This window comes from Jiangella ureilytica (genome assembly GCF_004348545.1).
GTDB lineage: Bacteria > Actinomycetota > Actinomycetes > Jiangellales > Jiangellaceae > Jiangella > Jiangella ureilytica.
The window spans coordinates 36,604-56,570 of sequence record NZ_SMKL01000034.1 but is presented as its reverse complement, the minus strand read 5'-3'; the positions used below and the strand labels follow the sequence as shown (position 1 = coordinate 56,570).

General features: G+C 72.4%; 20 protein-coding genes. 16 read left to right on the top strand and 4 right to left on the bottom strand.

All coding sequences use genetic code 11. From position 1 onward, the window contains the following. The first annotated feature begins 7 nt into the window (after positions 1–7). Both dnaE and E1212_RS16200 read left to right on the top strand, forming a co-directional pair. Positions 8–3,478 (top strand): DNA polymerase III subunit alpha, encoded by a 3,471-nt coding sequence (gene dnaE / locus E1212_RS16205; protein WP_131984275.1) that lies wholly within the window; start codon positions 8–10, stop codon positions 3,476–3,478. Further along, positions 3,475–4,002: a DUF2567 domain-containing protein gene (locus E1212_RS16200; protein WP_131984252.1), complete on the top strand. Its 528-nt coding sequence runs from the start codon at positions 3,475–3,477 to the stop codon at positions 4,000–4,002. The genes dnaE and E1212_RS16200 overlap by 4 nt, the downstream gene beginning before the upstream one ends. 232 nt (positions 4,003–4,234) lie before the next feature. Here the strand turns inward: E1212_RS16200 and ybaK are convergent, their stop codons facing one another. Together ybaK and E1212_RS16190 are read right to left on the bottom strand one after the other, a co-directional pair. Then, positions 4,235–4,732, bottom strand: coding sequence for a Cys-tRNA(Pro) deacylase (ybaK, locus tag E1212_RS16195; RefSeq protein ID WP_131984250.1), 498 nt, complete (start codon positions 4,730–4,732; stop codon positions 4,235–4,237). Between the two features lie 21 nt (positions 4,733–4,753). After that, a complete protein-coding gene (locus E1212_RS16190) occupies positions 4,754–5,110 on the bottom strand; it encodes a galactose-binding domain-containing protein (RefSeq protein WP_131984248.1) in 357 nt (118 codons plus the stop codon). Positions 5,111–5,371: 261 nt separating this feature from the next. Here E1212_RS16190 and E1212_RS16185 point away from each other — a divergent pair, with 261 nt between their 5' ends. From E1212_RS16185 to E1212_RS16160, 6 genes are all read left to right on the top strand, one after another. Next, the gene (locus tag E1212_RS16185; RefSeq protein ID WP_131984246.1) at positions 5,372–6,346 is read left to right on the top strand and encodes an acetylxylan esterase; all 975 of its coding nucleotides are present in this window, start codon (positions 5,372–5,374) and stop codon (positions 6,344–6,346) included. Positions 6,347–6,505: 159 nt separating this feature from the next. Beyond that, the gene (locus tag E1212_RS16180) at positions 6,506–7,285 is read left to right on the top strand and encodes an IclR family transcriptional regulator (protein WP_162605502.1); all 780 of its coding nucleotides are present in this window, start codon (positions 6,506–6,508) and stop codon (positions 7,283–7,285) included. Continuing rightward, entirely contained in the window at positions 7,282–7,932 is a 651-nt protein-coding gene (locus tag E1212_RS16175; protein ID WP_131984243.1) for a bifunctional 4-hydroxy-2-oxoglutarate aldolase/2-dehydro-3-deoxy-phosphogluconate aldolase, read from the top strand. Before E1212_RS16180 ends, E1212_RS16175 begins: the two co-directional genes overlap by 4 nt. After that, on the top strand, positions 7,929–8,870 hold the full coding sequence (locus tag E1212_RS16170) for a sugar kinase (protein WP_131984241.1): 942 nt from the start codon (positions 7,929–7,931) through the stop codon (positions 8,868–8,870). The genes E1212_RS16175 and E1212_RS16170 overlap by 4 nt, the downstream gene beginning before the upstream one ends. 135 nt (positions 8,871–9,005) lie before the next feature. Continuing rightward, positions 9,006–9,602, top strand: a complete 597-nt coding sequence (locus E1212_RS16165; protein WP_203416906.1) for a TetR/AcrR family transcriptional regulator — start codon at positions 9,006–9,008, stop codon at positions 9,600–9,602. Then, on the top strand, positions 9,599–10,192 hold the full coding sequence (locus E1212_RS16160; protein ID WP_131984239.1) for a SanA/YdcF family protein: 594 nt from the start codon (positions 9,599–9,601) through the stop codon (positions 10,190–10,192). The genes E1212_RS16165 and E1212_RS16160 overlap by 4 nt, the downstream gene beginning before the upstream one ends. A gap of 159 nt (positions 10,193–10,351) precedes the next feature. On the opposite strand, the gene E1212_RS16155 is transcribed toward E1212_RS16160, so the two are convergent. Continuing rightward, positions 10,352–10,804 carry a GNAT family N-acetyltransferase gene (locus E1212_RS16155; RefSeq protein WP_131984237.1) on the bottom strand — a complete coding sequence of 151 codons (453 nt, stop codon included), beginning with the start codon at positions 10,802–10,804 and terminating at the stop codon, positions 10,352–10,354. A 222-nt stretch (positions 10,805–11,026) separates the two neighbouring features. Here E1212_RS16155 and hisD point away from each other — a divergent pair, with 222 nt between their 5' ends. Genes hisD through hisB form a run of 3 tightly spaced genes read left to right on the top strand, consistent with a single transcriptional unit; the run spans position 11,027 to position 14,051 of the window. Next, positions 11,027–12,370, top strand: a complete 1,344-nt coding sequence (gene hisD / locus E1212_RS16150) for a histidinol dehydrogenase (RefSeq protein ID WP_131984235.1) — start codon at positions 11,027–11,029, stop codon at positions 12,368–12,370. Further along, a complete protein-coding gene (locus E1212_RS16145; RefSeq protein ID WP_131984233.1) occupies positions 12,367–13,455 on the top strand; it encodes a histidinol-phosphate transaminase in 1,089 nt (362 codons plus the stop codon). Before hisD ends, E1212_RS16145 begins: the two co-directional genes overlap by 4 nt. After that, complete coding sequence (hisB, locus tag E1212_RS16140; RefSeq protein WP_131984231.1) at positions 13,452–14,051, top strand: imidazoleglycerol-phosphate dehydratase HisB; 600 nt, start codon at positions 13,452–13,454, stop codon at positions 14,049–14,051. The genes E1212_RS16145 and hisB overlap by 4 nt, the downstream gene beginning before the upstream one ends. Before the next feature lie 62 nt (positions 14,052–14,113). Here hisB and E1212_RS16135 read toward each other — a convergent pair whose 3' ends face one another. Then, positions 14,114–15,316, bottom strand: coding sequence for an alpha/beta hydrolase (locus E1212_RS16135; protein WP_131984229.1), 1,203 nt, complete (start codon positions 15,314–15,316; stop codon positions 14,114–14,116). 101 nt (positions 15,317–15,417) lie between these two features. Here E1212_RS16135 and hisH point away from each other — a divergent pair, with 101 nt between their 5' ends. The 5 genes from hisH to E1212_RS16110 all read left to right on the top strand — a co-directional run bounded on the left by hisH (position 15,418) and on the right by E1212_RS16110 (position 19,762). Beyond that, the gene (gene hisH / locus E1212_RS16130; protein ID WP_131984271.1) at positions 15,418–16,053 is read left to right on the top strand and encodes an imidazole glycerol phosphate synthase subunit HisH; all 636 of its coding nucleotides are present in this window, start codon (positions 15,418–15,420) and stop codon (positions 16,051–16,053) included. Positions 16,054–16,055: 2 nt separating this feature from the next. Next, on the top strand, positions 16,056–16,796 hold the full coding sequence (locus tag E1212_RS16125) for a class I SAM-dependent methyltransferase (protein WP_131984227.1): 741 nt from the start codon (positions 16,056–16,058) through the stop codon (positions 16,794–16,796). Continuing rightward, a complete protein-coding gene (gene priA / locus E1212_RS16120; protein ID WP_131984225.1) occupies positions 16,796–17,560 on the top strand; it encodes a bifunctional 1-(5-phosphoribosyl)-5-((5-phosphoribosylamino)methylideneamino)imidazole-4-carboxamide isomerase/phosphoribosylanthranilate isomerase PriA in 765 nt (254 codons plus the stop codon). The genes E1212_RS16125 and priA overlap by 1 nt, the downstream gene beginning before the upstream one ends. Further along, positions 17,557–18,318, top strand: a complete 762-nt coding sequence (gene hisF / locus E1212_RS16115; RefSeq protein WP_131984223.1) for an imidazole glycerol phosphate synthase subunit HisF — start codon at positions 17,557–17,559, stop codon at positions 18,316–18,318. The genes priA and hisF overlap by 4 nt, the downstream gene beginning before the upstream one ends. A 166-nt stretch (positions 18,319–18,484) precedes the next feature. After that, positions 18,485–19,762: a choice-of-anchor L domain-containing protein gene (locus tag E1212_RS16110; protein WP_131984221.1), complete on the top strand. Its 1,278-nt coding sequence runs from the start codon at positions 18,485–18,487 to the stop codon at positions 19,760–19,762. The last annotated feature ends 205 nt before the right edge of the window (positions 19,763–19,967 follow it).

Here is a 19,967-nt window from a genome sequence, read left to right as displayed (position 1 = left end):
GTACTCCATGCTCGACGGCGCCGCGCGTCTCGACGACCTCTTCACCGAGGCCGCCAAACAGGGCATGCCGGCGCTGGCGACCACCGACCACGGCAACGTGTTCGGCGCCTACGACTTCTACAACAAGGCCAAGAAGTACGGCGTCAAGCCCATCATCGGCACCGAGGCGTACCTGACGCCGCGCACCAGCCGGTTCGACAAGACCCGGGTGCGCTGGGGCGACGGCGGCGGCGACGACGTCTCCGGCAGCGGCGCCTACACGCACATGACGATGTTCGCCGAGAACACCGGCGGCATGCACAACCTCTTCCGGCTGTCGTCGCTGGCCTCCATCGAGGGCTTCTACTTCAAGCCGCGCATGGACCGCGAGCTGCTGCAGAACTACTCCAGCGGCATCATCGCCACCACCGGCTGCCCCAGCGGCGAGGTCCAGACGTTCCTGCGGCTGGGCAAGTACGACGAGGCCGTCAAGGCGGCGGCCGAGTTCCGCGACATCTTCGGCAAGGACAACTTCTTCCTCGAGCTCATGGACCACGGCCTCGACATCGAGACCCGCATCCGCGAGGACCTGCTGCGCCTCGGCAAGGACCTCAACCTGCCGCTGCTGGCCGCCAACGACCTCCACTACACCCACAAGGCTGACAGCACAGCCCACGAGGTCCTTCTCTGCGTGCAGTCCGGGTCCACCCTGGCCGACCCCAAGCGGTTCAAGTTCGACGCCGAGGACTTCTACCTCAAGACCTCGGCCGAGATGCGCGAGAAGTGGGCCGACTACCCCGAGGCCTGCGACAACACCCTGCTCATCGCCGAGCGCTGCGACGTCAAGTTCGTCGAAGAGGCCGGCAAGTACATGCCGCGCTACCCGGTCCCGCCGGGCGAGGACGAGGTCTCCTGGTTCGTCAAGGAGGTCGAGGCCGGCCTGCACCGCCGCTTCCCGGGCGGCATCAGCGACGAGGTCCGGGCGCGGGCCAACTACGAGACCGAGGTCGTCACCACCAAGGGCTACGCCGGCTACTACCTCGTCGTCGCCGACTTCATCAACTGGGCCAAGGACAACGGCATCCGGGTCGGCCCGGGCCGCGGGTCCGGCGCGGGGTCCATCGCGGCGTACGCCATGGGCATCACCGACCTCGACCCCATCCAGCACGGCCTGATCTTCGAGCGGTTCCTCAATCCCGAGCGCAAGTCGATGCCCGACTTCGACATCGACTTCGACGAGCGCCGGCGCGGCGAGGTCATCCGCTACGTCACCGAGAAGTACGGCACCGACCACGTCGCCCAGATCGTCACCTACGGCACCATCAAGGCCAAGCAGGCCATCAAGGACGCCTCCCGGGTGCTGGGCAACCCGTTCGCCGTCGGCGAGCGCATCACCAAGGCCATGCCGCCGGCCGTCATGGGCAAGGACATCCCGCTCAGCGGCATCTTCGACCCCCAGCACAAGCGCTATGCCGAGGCCGGCGAGTTCCGGTCGCTGTACGAGTCCGACCCCGAGGTGCGCCGCGTCGTCGACACCGCGAAGGGCCTCGAGAACCTGAAGCGCCAGTGGGGGGTGCACGCGGCCGGCGTCATCATGTCGTCGGCGCCGCTGCTCGACACCATCCCGGTCATGAAGCGCGAGCAGGACGGCGCCATCATCACCCAGTTCGACTACCCGACGTGCGAAGAGCTCGGGCTGGTCAAGATGGACTTCCTGGGTCTGCGCAACCTCACCATCCTCGACGACGCGCTGAAGAACATCGTCCGCAACGGCAAGGACGCCATCGTCCTCGAGGAGCTGCCGCTCGACGACCGGGGGGCGTACGAGCTGCTCGGCCGCGGCGACTCCCTGGGCGTGTTCCAGCTCGACGGCGGGCCCATGCGGTCGCTGCTGCGGCAGATGAAGCCCGACAACTTCGAGGACATCTCCGCCCTCATCGCGCTGTACCGGCCCGGCCCCATGGGCGCGAACAGCCACATCAACTACGCGCTGCGCAAGAACGGCCAGCAGCCCATCACGCCCATCCATCCCGAGCTGGCCGAGGCGCTCGAACCCATCCTCGGCACCACCTACGGCCTGATCATCTACCAAGAGCAGGTCATGGCCATCGCCCAGCAACTGGCCGGGTACTCGCTCGGAAAAGCCGACCTGCTCCGCCGCGCCATGGGCAAGAAGAAGCGCGAGGTCCTCGACGCCGAGTACGTGCCGTTCTCCGACGGCATGAAGGCCAACGGGTTCGGCGACGACGCCATCAAGACCATCTGGGACATCCTGGTCCCGTTCTCCGACTACGCGTTCAACAAGGCCCACAGCGCGGCCTACGGCGTCATCGCGTACTGGACCGCCTACCTCAAGGCGCACTACCCGGCCGAGTACATGGCCGCGGTGCTCACGTCGGTCCGCGACGACAAGGACAAGACGGCGCTGTACCTGTCCGAGTGCCGCCGCATGGGCATCAAGGTGCTGCCGCCCGACGTCAACGAGTCCGCCGGCGACTTCACCCCGGTCGGCACCGACGTCCGCTTCGGCCTCACCGCCATCCGCAACGTCGGCGCCAACGTCGTCGACGGCATCGTGACGGCCCGCCAGGAGAAGGGCCGGTTCGAGACGTTTCCCGACTTCATGGACAAGGTCCCGGTCCACGTCTGCAACAAGCGGGTGGTCGAGTCGCTGGTCCGGGCCGGCGCGTTCGACTCCCTCGGCTACGCGCGGCGCGCGCTGGCCGCCGTCGTCGACGACGCCGTCGACACCGTCATCTCGCTCAAGCGCAACGAGGCGGTCGGCCAGTTCGACCTGTTCGGCGGTGCGGGCGACGACACCGGCGGCGGCTTCGAGGTCCAGGTGCCCGAGCTCACCGAGTGGGACAAGAAGCAGAAGCTGGCCTTCGAGCGCGAGATGCTCGGGCTCTACGTCTCCGACCACCCGCTGCTCGGGCTCGAGCACGTCGTCGCCAACGCCTCCGACCGGCCCATCTCCGCGCTCGCCGACGAGACCGAGGTGCCCAACGGCACCACCCTCAGCATCGGCGGTCTCATCACGTCGCTGCAGCGCAAGGTCAGCAAGCGCGGCGACACCTGGGCCATCGTCACCATCGAGGACCTCGAGGGGTCCATCGAGGCGATGTTCTTCCCGGCCACCTACCAGCTCTACGCGCTGCAGCTGGCCGAGGACGAGATCGTCGTCGTCAAGGGCCGGCTCGACCGCCGCGAAGAGTCGCCGCAGCTCATCGCCGCCGAGCTGAGCCTGCCCGACCTCTCCGACGGCCCGTCCGGCCCGGTGGTGGTCACCATGCCCATGACCCGGTGCACCCCGCCGCTGGTCGAGCGCCTCAAGGACGTGCTGACGACGCACCCCGGGGTCACGCCGGTGCACCTGCGGCTCACCGGGTCCAGCCGCACCACCGTCATGAAGCTCGACGACCGCCTGCGGGTCACGCCGTCCACGGCGCTCATGGGCGATCTCAAGCAGCTCCTGGGCCCCACGTGTCTGGCGTCGTGACCACCCGGGCCGAGCGGCTGGGGCACACGGCACAGAGTCCGGCCCGCGTCGTCGTGCAGATCGCGGTCGCCTCGGTCGTCGCCGGTCTGCTCATGGGCGTGCTCTGGTGGCTGCTCTCGACCGACGTGCGCTGCGTGGTGGTGGACGGCGAGCTGGTCCGGAGAAACTGCGAGAGCCGCGAGTTCTTCGACCGCGACGCCGTCTTCACTCTGCTCGGCGCCGGGTTCGGCCTGGTGCTGGGGACGGGGTTCACGGTCTGGCACCGGCGCACCCCGGTGACCACCCTGGTGGCGCTGGCCGCGTTCGGCGTGGTCGGCTCGCTGGTCGCCCGGTTCGCCGGCGGGCTGCTCGGGCCCGGCGACGACGTCTCCGGGCTCGCCGACGGCACCGACCGCATGTACCCGCTGCTCCTCGACGCCGACGCCGCGCTGCTGGTGTGGTCCATGGTCGCGGTCGTCGTGGCGGCCGTCATCGCGCTGTTCCGCGAGGACCAGACCCCGTGGAGCCCCGGACAGCAGCCGTGAGCGGAGCCGTCCACTGGGCTCGTGCTCACCGCCGCCGGTCCCGACGACCCGCCGTTGCGGCTGTTCGCGGGCAGCGAGCGACCGCCTGCGGTACGGCCGCCAGGCCGGCGGGCACGAGCCGAGACCGACGAGCGGCGGTAATGGCTGAGCCGGTCAGCCGACCACGACGACACGGGTGACGCCTGGCAGGAGCAGCGGGGGACGACCCGGCCCGATGTCAGCGCGTGAGGAGTCAGCTGGTGCGGCCGATGGTCGCCGTCTTGGCCCCCGTCAGCCTGATGAGGTCGGCCGGCGCGATCTCGACGTCGAGACCACGCCTGCCGGCCGAGACGAACACCGTCGGGAAGCCGTAGGCCGACTCGTCGACGATGGTGGGCAGCCGGCGCCGCTGCCCGAACGGACTGATTCCCCCGACCACGTAACCCGTGGCCCGCTCCGCCTGCGACGTGGCGGCCATGACCGCCCGCTTGCCGGAGGCGGCCCGGGCCAGCGACTTGAGATCCAGCGATCCGGACACCGGCACCACGGCGACCACGAGATCGTCGTCGACCTCGGCGAGGAGGGTCTTGAAGACGCGCGTCGGCATGACACCGAGGGCGCGGGCGGCCTCCAGGCCGAAGGACGGTGCGGAGGAGTCGTGGTGGTACGGGTGCATCGTGAACGGCACCCCGGCTCGCTCCAGCACCACCGTTGCCGGTGTTCCTGTGCGCTGGCGTGTTGTTGTCCCCATTAGGGCAATCTAGACCCATCACTAGTGATTCGTCATCGCACGCGCCGCGTTTCGGGCTCGGCCATACACCTGCACCTCCGCCAGCGAGAGCGCGTGGTTACCCACCAGTTGTACCCGGACGTAGCGTCCGGTGCGCCCGACGTCGACGAGCGACGGGGTGCCGCCCTGCCCGGTGTGGTGGTACGCCCACACGCCCGGCTGCGCGAGGGTCTGGCTCAACGAGCCCGACGTGAACGGCGTGCCGGACACGAGCACGTAGACGTTCGTCAGCCGGTCCGCGCAGCAGCCGGTGCGGTTCCAGACCGCGATCTGCTCGACGTCCTCGACGGAGCCGAGATCGACCTGCCACCACGACTCCGGCTGGAACTGCGTGGGCATGACGGAGCCGCCACCGTGCCCACCGCCGTCGTCATGCCTCCGAGTGCCAGGCCTGCTCGTCTCCGTCGGCTCTGCGTGGCCTCCACACACCGTTGGGGGAATACATCGGATGTGCCGGAGGATGCGGGTGAGTGATCGATCACCGGGATCAAGAGGTGAATGCGGGCGTTCTGATCGGACCTCTGAGGTTCGGCTAAAGTGCGCTCAACTGGTCTGACCACAGCATCCGACCCTCAACGACGCCCGCGGAGGACGCCCGCCATGCCGTTGTTCGACAAGCCGCTCCCGGAACTGCGCGAGTACCGCCCCGAGCGCGACGAGCAGCCCGACTTCGACGAGTTCTGGTCCCGCACCCTGACCGAGGCGGCGGACTTCCCGCTCGACCCGGAGTTCACTCCGTACGACTCCGCCCTCAGCCTCGTCGACGTGTACGACGTGCGGTACTCCGGCTGGGGCGGGCACCGCGTCGCGGGCTGGTTCATGGTCCCGGCGGGAGCCTCGGCGCCGCTGCCTGCCGTCGTCCACTACATCGGCTACGGCGGCGGCCGCGGCTTCCCGCACGACTGGCTGGCCACCGCGGCCGCCGGGTTCGCGACCTTCGTCATGGACACCCGCGGCCAGGGCTCGAACGGCTCGCCCGGCGACACCCCCGACCCGGTCGGCGGCCAGAACGCCCAGACGCCCGGATTCATGACCCGCGGCATCCTCGACCCGGCCGACTACTACTACCGCCGCGTCTTCACCGACGCCGTCCGCGCCGTCGACGCCGCGCTCTCGCACCCCCTGGTCGACCCCTCGCGGGTCGTCATCGCCGGCAGCAGCCAGGGCGGCGGCATCGCGACGGCGGTGGCCGGCCTGCGGCCCGGTCTGATCGGCGCCATGATCGACGTGCCGTTCCTGACCGGCTTCCGGCGGGCCACCGAGATCGTGGAGACCCAGCCGTACTACGAGATCGCCCGGTACCTCTCCATCCACCGCGATCATGAGGAGCGGGTGTTCCGGACCCTCTCCTACTTCGACGGCATGAACTTCGCCGTGCGCGCCACGGCGCCCGCCCTCTACAGCGTCGGCCTCATGGACACCACGTGCCCGCCGTCGACGGTGTTCGGCTCGTTCAACCACTACGCCGGGCCCAAGGAGATCAGGGTCTGGCCGTACAACAAGCACGAGGGCGGCCAGACCTTCCAGACCCGCGAGCAGCTGCACTGGCTGCGCGACATCGTCAAGGGCGCCTGAGTCCCATGGCGTGAGGGGCGAGTTGCTGCTGCTCCGGCGGTAGTGGCTCGCCCTTGACCCGTCGGCGCGCGGCGACCAGTGGTCCCTCGCACCGGTCCACCCGATATGATGCGCTCAGTACACAACCTGGTTGTGCAGAGCGCAACGGAAGGTGAGCCGGTGGAGCGGAACACGTCGTCGTCGCTGCGGCGCGGGCTCGCGCTGCTCGACGCGGTGTCCGCCGCCACGGCCGCCGGCGGGGGGACCCTGACCGAGCTGGCCGCCGCCGTCGGGGTGCACAAGAGCTCGGCGCTGCGCCTGCTGGCACCCATGGCCGAATCGGGGCTGGTCCGGGTCGAGCAGGGCAGGTACCTGCTCGGCCCGCGGACCGCCCAGCTCGGCCGCGTGTACCTCGACTCCGTCGATCTGCGCGCGCTGGCCCAGCCGGCGCTGCGCCGCCTGGTCGAGGAGTCGGGGGAGTCGGTGCATCTCGTGCTGCCCGACCTGCCGGACATGGTCTACATCGCCAAGATCGACGGGCCGGGGCGGGTGCGGATGAACTCCTACGTCGGGTCCCGCCAGCCCGCACACTCGACCGGGGTCGGGCGGGCCTACCTCGCCTTCGCCGACGAGGCCGCCGTCGACGCCGTCGTCGCGCGGGGGCTCGCGCCGCGCACCGGGCGGACGGTGACCGACCCGGCCGAGTTCCGCGCGGGTCTGAAGACGATCCGCGAGCGCCGGTACGCCGTCGACGACATCGAGAACGAGCCCGACATCCGCTGCGTCGCCGCGCCGGTGTTCGACCACGACGGCGCCGTCACGGCCGCCGTCTCGGTCGCCGGCCTGGCCACCCGCATCACCCCCGACCGCTTCGACCGGCTGGGCGAGCTCGTCGTCGCCGCGGGCCGGGCCATCTCGCAGCAGCTGGGCGCAGCCCCGTCGAGAGAGGAACCACGATGACCGACCGCATCCCCCCGAGCGCGCAGCTGCGCGAGACCGGGGTCATGGCGATCCTGCGGGCCCGCTCGGCCGACCGGTTCGGCGCGATCAGCCGCACTCTCGTCGACGCCGGCATCACCTGCCTGGAGATCACGCTGACCTCGCCGGGCGCCCTCGAGGCGATCAAGGCGATCCGCGCCGAGCTGCCGGACACCGTCGACGTCGGGGCCGGCACCGTCGTCGACGCGGACCAGGTGCGGGCCGTCGTCGAGGCCGGGGCCGGGTTCGTCGTGTCGCCGTCGTTCGAGCCGGAGGTGGTCGCCGCCGCCCGCGAGGCCGGCATCCCGGCCTACCCGGGCGGACTGACGCCGACCGAGGTGCTGGCCGCCTGGCGGGCGGGCGCGACCGTGGTCAAGCTGTTCCCCGGCTCTGCGGTCGGGCCGTCGTACATCACGGCGCTGCGCGGGCCGTTCCCGGACATCGCGATCATGCCGACCGGCGGGGTCAGCCTCGCGAACATCGGCGACTGGATCCGCGCCGGCGCGGCCGGTGTCGGCCTGGGCGGGCCGCTGCTCGGCGACGCCGCCGACGGTGGCGACCTCGGCGCGCTGGCGCACCGGGCGACGACGGCGCTCGCCGCGGTCCGGGAAGCACGGGCGGGCGCATGAGCGGCCTCGTCACCATCGGCGAGGCGATGGCGCTGGTCGCGGCTGCCGAGACCGGCGGGTGGGCACACCATCGCGACCTCAAGCTGTCCGTCGCCGGCGCCGAGCTGAACGTCGCCGTCGGGGTCCGGCGGCTGGGCCGCCCGGCCACGTGGATCAGCCGGGTCGGCGCCGACGGGTTCGGCGAGCTGATGCTGCGCGAGCTGCGCGCCGAGGGCGTCGACGCCCTCGCCGCCGTCGACGACACCCGCCCCACCGGGCTGATGGTGAAGGAGCGGCCGAACAGCCTCGCCACCCGGGTCCGCTACTACCGGGCCGGCAGCGCGGCGTCGGCCCTGACGGCGTCCGGCCTGCCGCTCGAGCCGATCCAGCAGGCCGCCGTCCTGCACGTCACCGGCATCACGCCGGCGCTCGGCCCCGGCCCCGCGTCGGCCGTGCAGCTCGCCGTCGAGACCGCGCGGGCGGCGGGGACGACGGTGTCGTTCGACGTCAACTACCGGTCGGCGCTGTGGAGCCGGGCCGACGCCGGTGCAACGCTGGCGCCGCTGGTCCGGCAGGCCGACGTGCTGTTCGCCGGGCCCGAGGAGGCGTCGCTGATCGTGCCCGAGGCCGACCCGGCGGACATGGCGTACGCGCTGGCCGAGCTCGGCCCGGCGCAGGTGGTCATCAAGATGGGGGCCGACGGCGCCGTCTCGCTCATCGACGGCGAGCTGCGGCGGACGCCGGCGGTTCCCGTGCAGGTGGTCGACACCGTCGGCGCCGGCGACGCGTTCGTGGCCGGCTACCTCACCGAGCTGATGGAGGGCGCCGGCGCCGACCGGCGGCTGGCCACCGCGGTCGCGGCCGGCGCGTTCGCCTGCACCGCCCTCGGCGACTGGGAGGGCCTGCCGGCGCGCGCCGACCTGCCCGCGCTGCAGGCCACCGAGGCGGTGCACCGCTGAGCAGGCGGTCCACCGCCATCGAGGTGCAGGGGAGCAGCGGAACCGTCCGGGTCGGCATCACTCATCGCGTCACGCGCGCGTGATAGCGTCGAGGAAAGGCGAGCGGCTGCTCGTGTTTTCTGGGCGAGGAGGGCCGTGACCGGACGGCAGGCGCGCGGGCAGGCGCGGATGGACCAGATCATGGCGGCCGCGGCCGAGGCGTTCGCGGAGTCCGGCTACGAGGCCGTCAGCACCAACGCCATCGCGGCCCGGGCCGGCATCTCGCCCGGCTCGCTGTACCAGTTCTTCGCCAACAAGGACGACATCGCCCGCGCCCTGGCCGAGCGGTACACGCGCTCGCTCAGCGAGGTGCACGCCGCCGCGTTCGACGGGACCGACCTCGCCGCGCTGCCGCTGGACGAGCTGATCGCCGCGATCACCGGGCCGCTGGTCGAGTTCAACCTGGCCCACCGCGGCTTCAAGGCGCTGTTCGCCCGGCCGGACCTGCCGCCGTCGCTCACCGCCGCGGCCGCGCCGCTGCACGCCGCGCTGCTCGGGCGGGTGGCGGCGCTGGTGTCGTCGCGAGCGCCGGGGCTGCCGCCCGACGTGGTCGAACGGACGGCGACGGTCGCGGTCCAACTCGTCCGGGCGATGATGCCGCTGATCGTGGCGGCCGACGAGCCACAGCGCGATGCGCTCGTGGGTGAGCTGCGCGCCGTCCTGCACGGGTACCTCGAGCCGGTGCTGCGATGAGCCGCCGGCGCTGGATCGCCGTGGCCACAGCTGCCGCCGTCGTCGCTCTGGCGGTGCCGAGCCTGTGGGCGTACGGGGCGAGCGCGGGCCGGATCCTCTCCTCACCGAGGGAGGCGCCGTCGATCGACGTGACGATGGTGATGGGCGCCGGCGTCCGCGCCGACGGGCGGCCGTCGCGCATGCTGGCCGGGCGGCTCGACGTCGCGGCGGCGCTGTACCACCTGGGGCGGACGCGGACGCTGCTGGTCAGCGGCGGCACCGGACCGGGCGGCTACGACGAGCCGGCGGCCATGCGGCGCTACCTCGTCGGAGCGGGGGTGCCGGACGAGGCGATCGTCGAGGACCCCCACGGCGTCGACAGCTGGTCGTCGTGCGTGCGGGCCCGCGACGAGTTCGGGCTGTCGCGGCTGCTCGTGGTCAGCCAGCGGTTCCACCTGCCGCGGACGGTGGCGCTGTGCCGCTCGGTCGGCATCGACGCCGTGGGCGTGGCGCACGACTCGAAGGACTCCAACCCGCCGGGGACGCGGCAGGGCTACGCGCGCGAGGTGGCCGCGTCGGTGCCGGCCATGATGCGGGCGCTGTTCGGCTAGGGTGTGTCTCCCAAGTCCATGGCCTACTGCGCGACGCCCAGGCGGCGCCTCGCTGCGTTCTCGTCGGTCGTCATAGAACCCCGCTATGACTCCCTCCTCGGCCTTGCGAGGCATCCGCCTGGACGCCGCTCGCTACGGCCGAGACTTGGGAGACACACCCTAGGGGGTGTCGTCGATCCGCTTCGTGAGCCAGTGGTGGACGTGCGCGGTGTCGCCGTAGGGGGTCGTCGGCTCGTAGCCGGCGGAGCGGTAGAGGGCGAGCGCCTCCGTGAGGACCTCGTGGGTGCCGAGGTGCAGCGTCGTGATCGTGAGAGCGCGCGCGTGCTGCTCCAGCTCGGTGAGCAGGCGCCGGCCCAGGCCCCGGCCGCGGGCGTCCGGGTGCACCCACATGTGCCGGATCTCGCCGGTGCGCGGGCCGATGGTGCGGACGGCGGCGCAGCCCATCCCGTCCCCGGCGACGAGGAGCCTGCCGGCCGGCGGGATCAGCTCGCGGGCCGCCACCAGGTCGCCGTCGTCGAAGCCCTCGGGGAAGCGGGTCCGCAGCTCGGCCGCATAGGCGGCGAGGCACCGCCGAGCAAGAGGCGACTCGGGATCGACGGCTCGGATCTCCATGCCTCGATTCTCTGACGCTCGTCAGAGAATTTCCAGAGGGCTGCGCTTCCACCGTCCGGAGGGGTCTCGGGCCTCGCGTCCTGGGGCTCTCGACCTCGGCTGACTCGAGGCCATGCGACCCGCTCGCCGGCTCGCAACGGGAGCGCCCGCACGGTGGGACACCGCATCTTGCGATGCGGGCAATGCGTCCGAGGCGTGAACGGCGCTAATAGACTCGGGTGAGTGATACGCCGCATCGACCTGCGGGGGAGGCTCGCCGCCGGCGAGACCCTCGACTACCGCACGCTCGTCCCACGCGCACCGGTCGACGTCGAGGCCGCGCTCGACGCCGTCCGGCCGATCTGCGACGACGTGCGGCATCGGGGGCTGGCGGCGGTCCGGGAGCTCACTCTACGGTTCGACGGGGTCGAGCTGAGGGACGTGCGCGTCCCCCAAGACGCGATCGACCAGGCGCTCGCCGGCCTCGACGGCCGCGTCCGGACGGCGCTCGAGGAGTCCATCCGCCGCGCCCGCCTGGTCCACGGCGACCAGCGCCGGCAGGACGTCACCACGACGGTGGTCCCCGGCGGCACCGTCACCGAGCGGTGGATCCCGGTCCAGCGGGTCGGCCTCTACGTGCCCGGCGGCCTGGCGGTCTACCCGAGCAGCGTCGTCATGAACGTGGTCCCGGCGCAGGTCGCGGGCGTCGACAGCCTCGCCGTCGCCAGCCCGCCCCAGAAACACTTCGGCGGCCTGCCGCACCCCACCATTCTCGCCGCCTGCGCCCTCCTCGGCGTCACGGAGGTCTACGCGGTCGGCGGCGCGCAGGCGCTCGCGATGTTCGCCTATGGCCTGAGCAACGACGCCGTCGGCGACGACGGCGTCCGCGTCCGGCCCGTCGACCTCGTCACCGGGCCCGGCAACGTCTACGTCGCGGCGGCGAAGCGGCTGTTGCGCGGCGTCGTGGGCATCGACGCCGAGGCGGGGCCGACGGAGATCGCGGTGCTCGCGGACGACACCGCCGACGCCGGTCACGTCGCCGCCGACCTCATCAGCCAGGCCGAGCACGACCCCCTCGCGGCATCGGTGCTGGTCACCGACAGCGACGCCCTCGCCGACGCGGTGACGGCCGAGCTCGACCTGCGCACCAAGACCACCAAGCACGACGAGCGCGTCCGCACGGCGCTCAGCGGCGAGCAGTCCGGCATCGTCCTGGTCGACGACCTCGAGCAGGGCCTCGCCGTGGTCGACGCCTACGCGGCCGAGCACCTGGAGATCCAGACCCGCGACGCCGCGACGGTGGCGAGCAGGGTCAGGAACGCCGGTGCCGTCTTCGTCGGCCCCTGGTCCCCGGTCAGCCTCGGCGACTACGCGGCCGGCTCCAACCACGTCCTCCCCACCGGCGGCAGCGCCCGGCACACGTCCGGCCTGTCGGTGCAGACCTTCCTGCGCGGCGTCCACGTCGTCCACTACGACCAGGAAGCTCTGAAGAACGTCGCCGACGACGTCCGCGCGCTCGCCGACGCCGAGGACCTGCCGGCGCACGGCGAAGCGATCACGGCGAGGTTCGAAGGGGACGGGCGATGACCGACCTCCCCATCCGCGACGAGCTGCGCGGCTTCGAGCCGTACGGCGCGCCGCAGCTCGACGTGCCGGTCTGCCTGAACGTCAACGAGAACCCGTTCCCGCCGTCGGAACGGCTGGTCGCCGACGCCGCGCGGGCGGTCGCGCACGCCGTCCGCACCCTCAACCGCTACCCCGACCGCGAGGCGACGACGCTGCGCGAGCGGCTGGCCGCCTACCTCGAGCGCGAGTCCGGCGTGGCCCTCGAGACGGGCCAGGTGTGGGCCGCCAACGGCTCCAACGAGGTCATGCTGCAGATCCTGCAGGCCTTCGGCGGCCCGGGCCGGACGGCCCTCAGCTTCGCGCCGACCTACTCGATGTACCCGGAGTACGCCCGCGACACCGCCACCGACTGGGTGACGGCTCGACGCAGCGACGATTTCGGCATCGACCGGGAACAGGCGCTCAAGGCGATCGCGGAGCACCAGCCCACGGTCGTCTTCATCGCCTCGCCGAACAACCCGACGGGGACGGCGGTCCCGCTCGGCCTGGTCACGGCGCTGCACGAGGCCACCGACGGCATCGTCGTCGTCGACGAGGCGTACGCCGAGTTCCGCCGCGACGGTGTGCCGAGCGCGCTCACCCTGCTCGAGACCCACCCCCGGCTCATCGTCACCCGGACCATGAGCAAGGCGTTCGCGTTCGCCGGCGCCCGGCTCGGCTACGCCGCTGCCTCCACACGGATCGTCGACGTCCTGCGCGTCGTCCGGCTGCCGTACCACCTGTCGGCGGTCACGCAGGCCGTCGCCGTCGTCGCCCTCGAGCACGCGACCGAGCTGCAGGCGCGGGTCGCCCAGCTGCGCGACGAGCGCGACGCGCTGGCGCTGTGGCTGCGCGACCAGGGCCTCGACGTCGCCGACTCCGACGCCAACTTCGTGCTGTTCGGGCGGTTCGGCGACCGGCACGCCGTCTGGCAGGGCCTGCTGGACCACGGCGTCCTGATCCGCGAGACCGGCCCGGACGGCTGGCTGCGGGTGTCAGTGGGCACCCCCGAGGAGACGACGGCGTTCAAGGTCGCTCTCGTCGACGTACTGAAGGAGCAACGATGAGCCGCACCGCCAAGGTCGAGCGCGCGACCAGCGAGAGCAAGGTCAGCGTCGAACTGGACCTCGATGGCGAGGGCCGCCACGACATCGCCACCACGGTGCCGTTCTACGACCACATGCTGACGGCGCTGGCCCGGCACTCGCTCATCGACCTCACCGTCCGTTCCGAGGGCGACACCCACATCGACGTCCACCACACCGTCGAGGACACCGCCATCGTCATCGGGCAGGCGCTGCGCGAGGCGCTGGGCGACAAGGTCGGCATCGTCCGCTACGGCGAGGCGACCGTGCCGCTCGACGAGGCGCTGGCGCACGCCGTCGTCGACGTGTCCGGGCGCCCGTACTTCGTGCACTCCGGCGAGCCGGCCGGGCAGGAGTTCGTGCTCATCGGCGGCCACTTCACCGGGTCACTGACGGCGCACGTGCTCGAGAGCCTGGCCCACCACGGCGGCCTGACCATGCACATGCGCGTGCTCGGCGGGCGCGACCCGCACCACATCGCCGAGGCGCAGTTCAAGGCCGTCGCCCGGGCGCTGCGCACCGCCGTCGCCATCGACCCGCGCGAGCGCGGCGTGCCGTCGACGAAGGGCGCGTTGTGACGGAGCGATTCCCCTTCTCCCTCGTGGGACTCACCGCCCGGGACCTCGCGGCCGGCCGGGGGCTAGACCTGCACGGCGGCGCCGTCGCCGGCTTCGTCGCCGGCGCCCAGGGCGGGCAGCCCGGTCAGGAACCGCTCGACGGCGCCTTCGTACACCGACGGGCCCAGGTTCCAGCTGCGGACGTGCTCGGCCTCGGTGCGCAGGAACGTCACCAGGTCGGGCCGCGCCGCGGCGAACCGCTCCGACGACGTGACGGGGACAGTGGTGTCGGCCGCGCCGTGCACGAGCAGCACCGGGACGTCGAGCCGGTCGGCGTGCGCCACCTGGTCCATGGCCCAGACGTTGATGCCGGTGCGCGCCCGCACGACCGATGCCGCGACGGTGGCGCCGAACGCCGGCACCCCGCGCAGCCGCGCCTGGTAGACCAGGATGTCCGGCCACGACAGCACGGGGGAGTCGTAGATCACCCCGGCCACGCCGGACGACCCCGCCACTCGCAGGTGGTTGCCGACGATCGCGCCGCCCATGGAGTAACCGGTCAGCACGACGTCGCGGGCCCCGTGCTCGCGGGCCCAGTCGATGGCCGCCGCGAGGTCCTCGGACTCCGTCCAGCCCAGGCCGTACTCGCGGTGCGGGCCCTCGGGGGCGCCGTCGTCGTTGCGGTAGGCGATGGACAGCTGCGGCAGCCCGAGCCGGTGCACCGCCGGCACCAGCCGGTACGCCTGGCCCCGGGTGGCGCCGCGGCCGTGCACGTGGATGAGCCAGCGGTCGCCGCCGGCCGGGACGTAGGTGGCCGGGTAGCGGCCCAGCGGGCCGTCGAACTCGATGACGCGGGCCTCGAGCCCGGCCACGCGCGACAGGTCGTGCAGGTCGGCGGGCGCGGCGTAGTAGGCGACACGGACGTTCGTGCCGACGACGGGCAGCTGCGGGTAGCCGCTGATGCTGCGCAGCACGTACTCGCCGATCACGTCGATGTCGGGCCCGACACGCGCGAAGCCGCCCGGCCACTCGAGGCCGACGACGCCGGGCTCCTGGGCGCCCGCGCCGCTCAACGTGACGGTGCTGCCGACGACGGCGATGACCTCGACCGGGTAGTCCGGCGGATCGGGACGCACCTGCAGCAGCTCGTCGGCGTAGTACCAGCCGCCCGCGCCGGTGGTGGCGAGGCCCGCCACGGCGACCGCCGCGGAACCCACGGCGACCCGCAGCGGCCAGCGTCGGCCCGCCCCCGGAAGTGCGGCGCCGGCGCGATCGTCGAGGCTCACGCTCGCAGTCTGACACGCCGAGGTGGACGATGAGTGACGTGCTGTCGAAACACGATTCCCCCTTGCCCGGCGTCGGGGCCCGGAATGTCTCGAAGCGCGGCATCCGTCAATCGCGCGTTGTCGTGCTCGACTACGGATCGGGCAACGTCCGCTCGGCGACCCGCGCGCTGGAGAAGGTCGGCGCGACGGTGACGCTGACGGCGGATCGCACCGCGGCCGCCGAGGCCGACGGGCTCGTGGTCCCCGGCGTCGGCGCGTTCGCCGCGTGCATGGCCGGCCTGCGCGCCGTCCGCGGCCACGAGATCGTGGGCCGCCGCCTCGCCGGGGCCCGGCCCGTCCTCGGCATCTGCGTCGGCATGCAGATCCTGTTCGAGCGCGGCGTCGAGCACGGCGTCGAGGCCGAGGGCATGGGGGAGTGGCCGGGCACCGTCGAGCAGCTGCAGGCGACCCCGCTGCCGCACATGGGCTGGAACACCGTCGACGCGCCCGCCGGCTCGGTGCTCTTCCACGGCGTGGAGAAGGAACGGTTCTACTTCGTGCACTCGTACGGTGTGCGTCACTGGGTGATGCCGCCGCCGGAGCGGTTGCGCCCGCCCCTGGTGACGACGTCCGAGCACCAGGGCGACACCTTCGTCGCCGCCGTCGAGAACGGGCCGCTGAGTGCGACGCAGTTCCACCCGGAGAAGTCCGGTGACGCGGGGCTGCGGTTGCTCGAGAACTGGGTGAGGAGTCTGTGACCGTGACCAACTGGGACGCACGGGCCTACGATCGCGACTTCGCGTTCGTCGCGGCCTATGGTGCGGAGCTGCTCGACTGGCTCAAGCCGCAGGAGGGCGAGTCGATCCTCGACCTCGGCTGCGGCACCGGCGAGCTGACGCAGCGGCTCATCGACGCCGGCGCGCGGGTCATCGGCATGGACTCCGACCCGGCCATGATCGAGGCCGCCCGCGAGCGGCTGGGCGGCGCGGTGGAGCTGCGGGTCGCCGACGCGCACGACTTCACCGTCGACGAGCCGGTCGACGCCGTCGTCTCCAACGCCGCGCTGCACTGGATGACGTCGCAGGTCGAGGTGCTCGGCTGCGTGTCCGACGCGCTGCGCGAGGGCGGCCGGTTCGTCGCCGAGATGGGCGCCACCGGCAACGTCGCGTCCATCACCGCCGCCGTCGACCGCGCCTGCCGCGAGGCCGGGCTGCCCGACCGCACCTGGCCCTGGTTCTTCAACTCCCCGGCCGAGTACGCCGCCATGCTCGAGGACGCCGGGCTCGAGATCCGCCAGCTCGACTTCTACGACCGTCCGACGAAGCTCACCGGCCCCGACGGCATGACGAAGTGGCTGGAGATGTTCGCGTCGTCGCAGGTCGAGGCGCTGCCGGCCGAGGTGCTGGCGCGCGCGGAAGAGATCGCCCGGCCGGCGCTCTGGCACGACGACGCCTGGTGGGCCGACTACCGCCGGCTGCGGTTCCGGGCGGTGAAGGTCTGATGGCGATCCTCGAGCTGCTGCCGGCCGTCGACGTCGCCGACGGCCAGGCCGTGCGCCTGGTCCAGGGCGAGGCCGGCTCCGAGACCTCCTACGGCGACCCGCTCGAGGCCGCGCTGGCCTGGCAGAGCGCCGGCGCGCCGTGGGTGCACCTGGTCGACCTCGACGCCGCGTTCGGGCGCGGGTCGAACCGCGAGCTGCTGGCCGCCGTGGTGGGGCGGCTGGACGTCGACGTCGAGCTGTCCGGCGGCATCCGCGACGACGAGTCGCTAGCCGCGGCGCTGGCGACGGGGTGCCGGCGGGTCAACCTCGGCACCGCCGCGCTCGAGGACCCCGAGTGGACGGCGTCGGCCATCGCCCGCCACGGCGACCGCGTCGCCGTGGGGCTGGACGTGCGCGGCACCACCCTGGCCGCCCGCGGCTGGACCCGCGACGGCGGCGACCTGTGGGAGGTGCTCGAGCGGCTCGACCGCGACGGCTGCGCCCGCTACGTCGTCACCGACGTCACCAAGGACGGCACCCTGCGCGGCCCCAACCTCGACCTGCTGCGCGAGGTGTGCGCGCGGACGACGAAGCCGGTCGTGGCGTCGGGCGGCGTGTCCAGCCTGGACGACGTCGCGGCGCTGCGGTCGCTGGTGGACATCGGCGTCGAGGGCGCGATCATCGGCAAGGCGCTCTACGCCGGCCAGTTCACGCTGGAAGAGGCGCTGAAGGTCGCAGTAGCCGACGTACGCTTCTCGGTTGAGGCTCGAGAGGCCCCCCAGTGAGCGTGGCCGTCCGCGTCATCCCCTGCCTCGACGTCGACGCCGGCCGCGTGGTCAAGGGCGTGAACTTCACCAACCTGCGCGACGCCGGCGACCCGGTCGAGCTGGCCGCCGCCTATGGCAGCGAGGGCGCCGACGAGCTGGTGTTCCTCGACATCACCGCGTCGTCGGACGACCGGTCGACGATGTACGACGTCGTCTCGCGCACGGCCGAGCAGGTGTTCATCCCGCTGACCGTCGGCGGCGGCGTCCGCTCCGCCGACGACGTCGACCGGCTGCTGCGGGCGGGCGCGGACAAGATCGGCGTCAACACCGCCGCCGTCACCAGGCCCGAGCTGGTCGCCGAGATCGCGGCCCGCTTCGGCAACCAGGTGCTCGTGCTGTCGGTCGACGCGCGGCGCGGCGGCGGCACCGAGTCCGGCTTCGAGGTCACCACCCACGGCGGCCGCCGCGGCACCGGCATCGACGCCGTCGGCTGGGCGGCGGAGGCGGCGCAGCTGGGCGCCGGCGAGATCCTGCTGAACTCGATGGACGCCGACGGCACCAAGGACGGCTACGACCTCGAGCTGCTGACGGCCGTGCGGGCCGCCGTCGGCGTGCCGGTCATCGCCAGCGGCGGTGCCGGGGCCCTCGCGGACTTCGCGCCCGCCGTCGCCGCCGGGGCCGACGCCGTCCTGGCCGCGAGCGTCTTCCACTTCGGCGATCTGCGCATCGGCGAGGTCAAGAGGGCGCTGACCGAATCCGGTCATACCGTCCGCTAAACCTCGTTCGACCACCTAGCGGGTCGAGTCTCCTCAAGTGGTGTGTTTGCCACTATGCTGACGCGGTCCGTCCGCATGCGCGGGCGGGCCCTGCCACGACACTTTTCTTCTTTGCGTATGACGGCGGCGCCTTCTGGGGCCGCCGGGCCTTGAGGGGGGCACCACAGTGAGGTCTCTGTCGTCTGTCCACAGGACGTCCGCGCTGGTCGCGGGCGGCCTCCTGATCATCGTCGCGGCCGGTGCGCCGGCCGCCCTGGCCGCCGAGGACGCCGGCGGCCGCGTCTCGCCCGAGTCGTTCACGGCCAAGGGCGAGGGCGTCGGCGACCAGACCGTCGCCGACCTCGACACCGGCGGACTCACCGCCGAAGAGATCGTCCAGACCCTGGTCGGCGACGGCGTCACGGTCGACGCCATCGAGTTCCTGGGCAGCCCGGTCGCGGCCGGCCTGGCCGGCGGGTTCGACGACGTCTTCGGCGTGCCCGGCGGCGTCCTGCTGTCGTCGGGCTCCGTGGGCGGCGAGCGCAGCAGTGTCCTCGGCCCGAACACCGCCGACGACATGACCACGGAGCTGGGGCTGCCCGGCGACGCCGACCTCGACCCGCTGGCGGCGTTCCCGACCCGCGACGCCACGGTGCTCGAGTTCGACTTCGTGCCGGAGACCGACCAGATCCGGTTCGACTACGTCTTCGGCTCGGAGGAGTACAACGAGTACGTCGGCGACATCTACAACGACGTGTTCGGGTTCTTCGTCAACGGCGAGAACTGCGCCGTCGTCGGCGACGACGCGCAGCCGGTCACGATCAACACCATCAACAACGACCTCAACGCCGACCTGTACGTCGACAACGAGCTGCCCGGCGGCGCGCACGCCACCGAGCTGGACGGCTTCACGACGGTGCTCACCTGCACCGCCGACGTCCAGGCCGGCGAGACCAACCACATCAAGCTGGCCATCGCCGACGCCTCCGACGAGCAGCTGGACTCCACGGTGCTCATCGCGGCCGGCACGTTCTCGGCCAACCACCCGCCCGTCGCCGACGACCAGGCCGTCGAGACCGTCGTGGACACCCCGGTCGACATCACGCTCACCGGCACCGACGAGGACGGCGACGAGCTCACCTACGAGCTGACCTCCGAGCCGGCCAACGGCACGCTGAGCGGCGAGGGCGCCGACCTCACCTACACCCCGGCCGAGGGCTGGACCGGCGACGACTCCTTCACGTTCACCGTGTCCGACGGTGCGGCCACCTCCGAGCCGGCCACCGTCACCGTCGCGGTGACCGAGAAGCCGACCCCGACGCCCACCCCGACGCCGTCGGAGACGCCGGGCGAGCCGCTGCCCGACACCGGCGCCGGCACCGGCCTGCCGCTGGCGGGTGCCGCCCTGCTCGGCATCGTCGGGCTGGCATTCGTCCTGCGCTCGCGCCGGAGCGCCACCGCCTGACGCCGTCGTCCCACCCGTCGCTGCCCGGCTCGCCCCCTGTGGTGAGGTGGGCAGCTTCGTTCTGCGCGGGGTTGGAGGTTCGGCGTGGGGGTGCTCACGTGGGTCGGGCCCTGCTGTCTTTCATTGTCGAGGGCTTTCACAGCACCAGGGCCCCCTCCCCGGAATGAACCCGGCCCTTAGGCCCGCTGTGCTCCTGTTCCGCTGG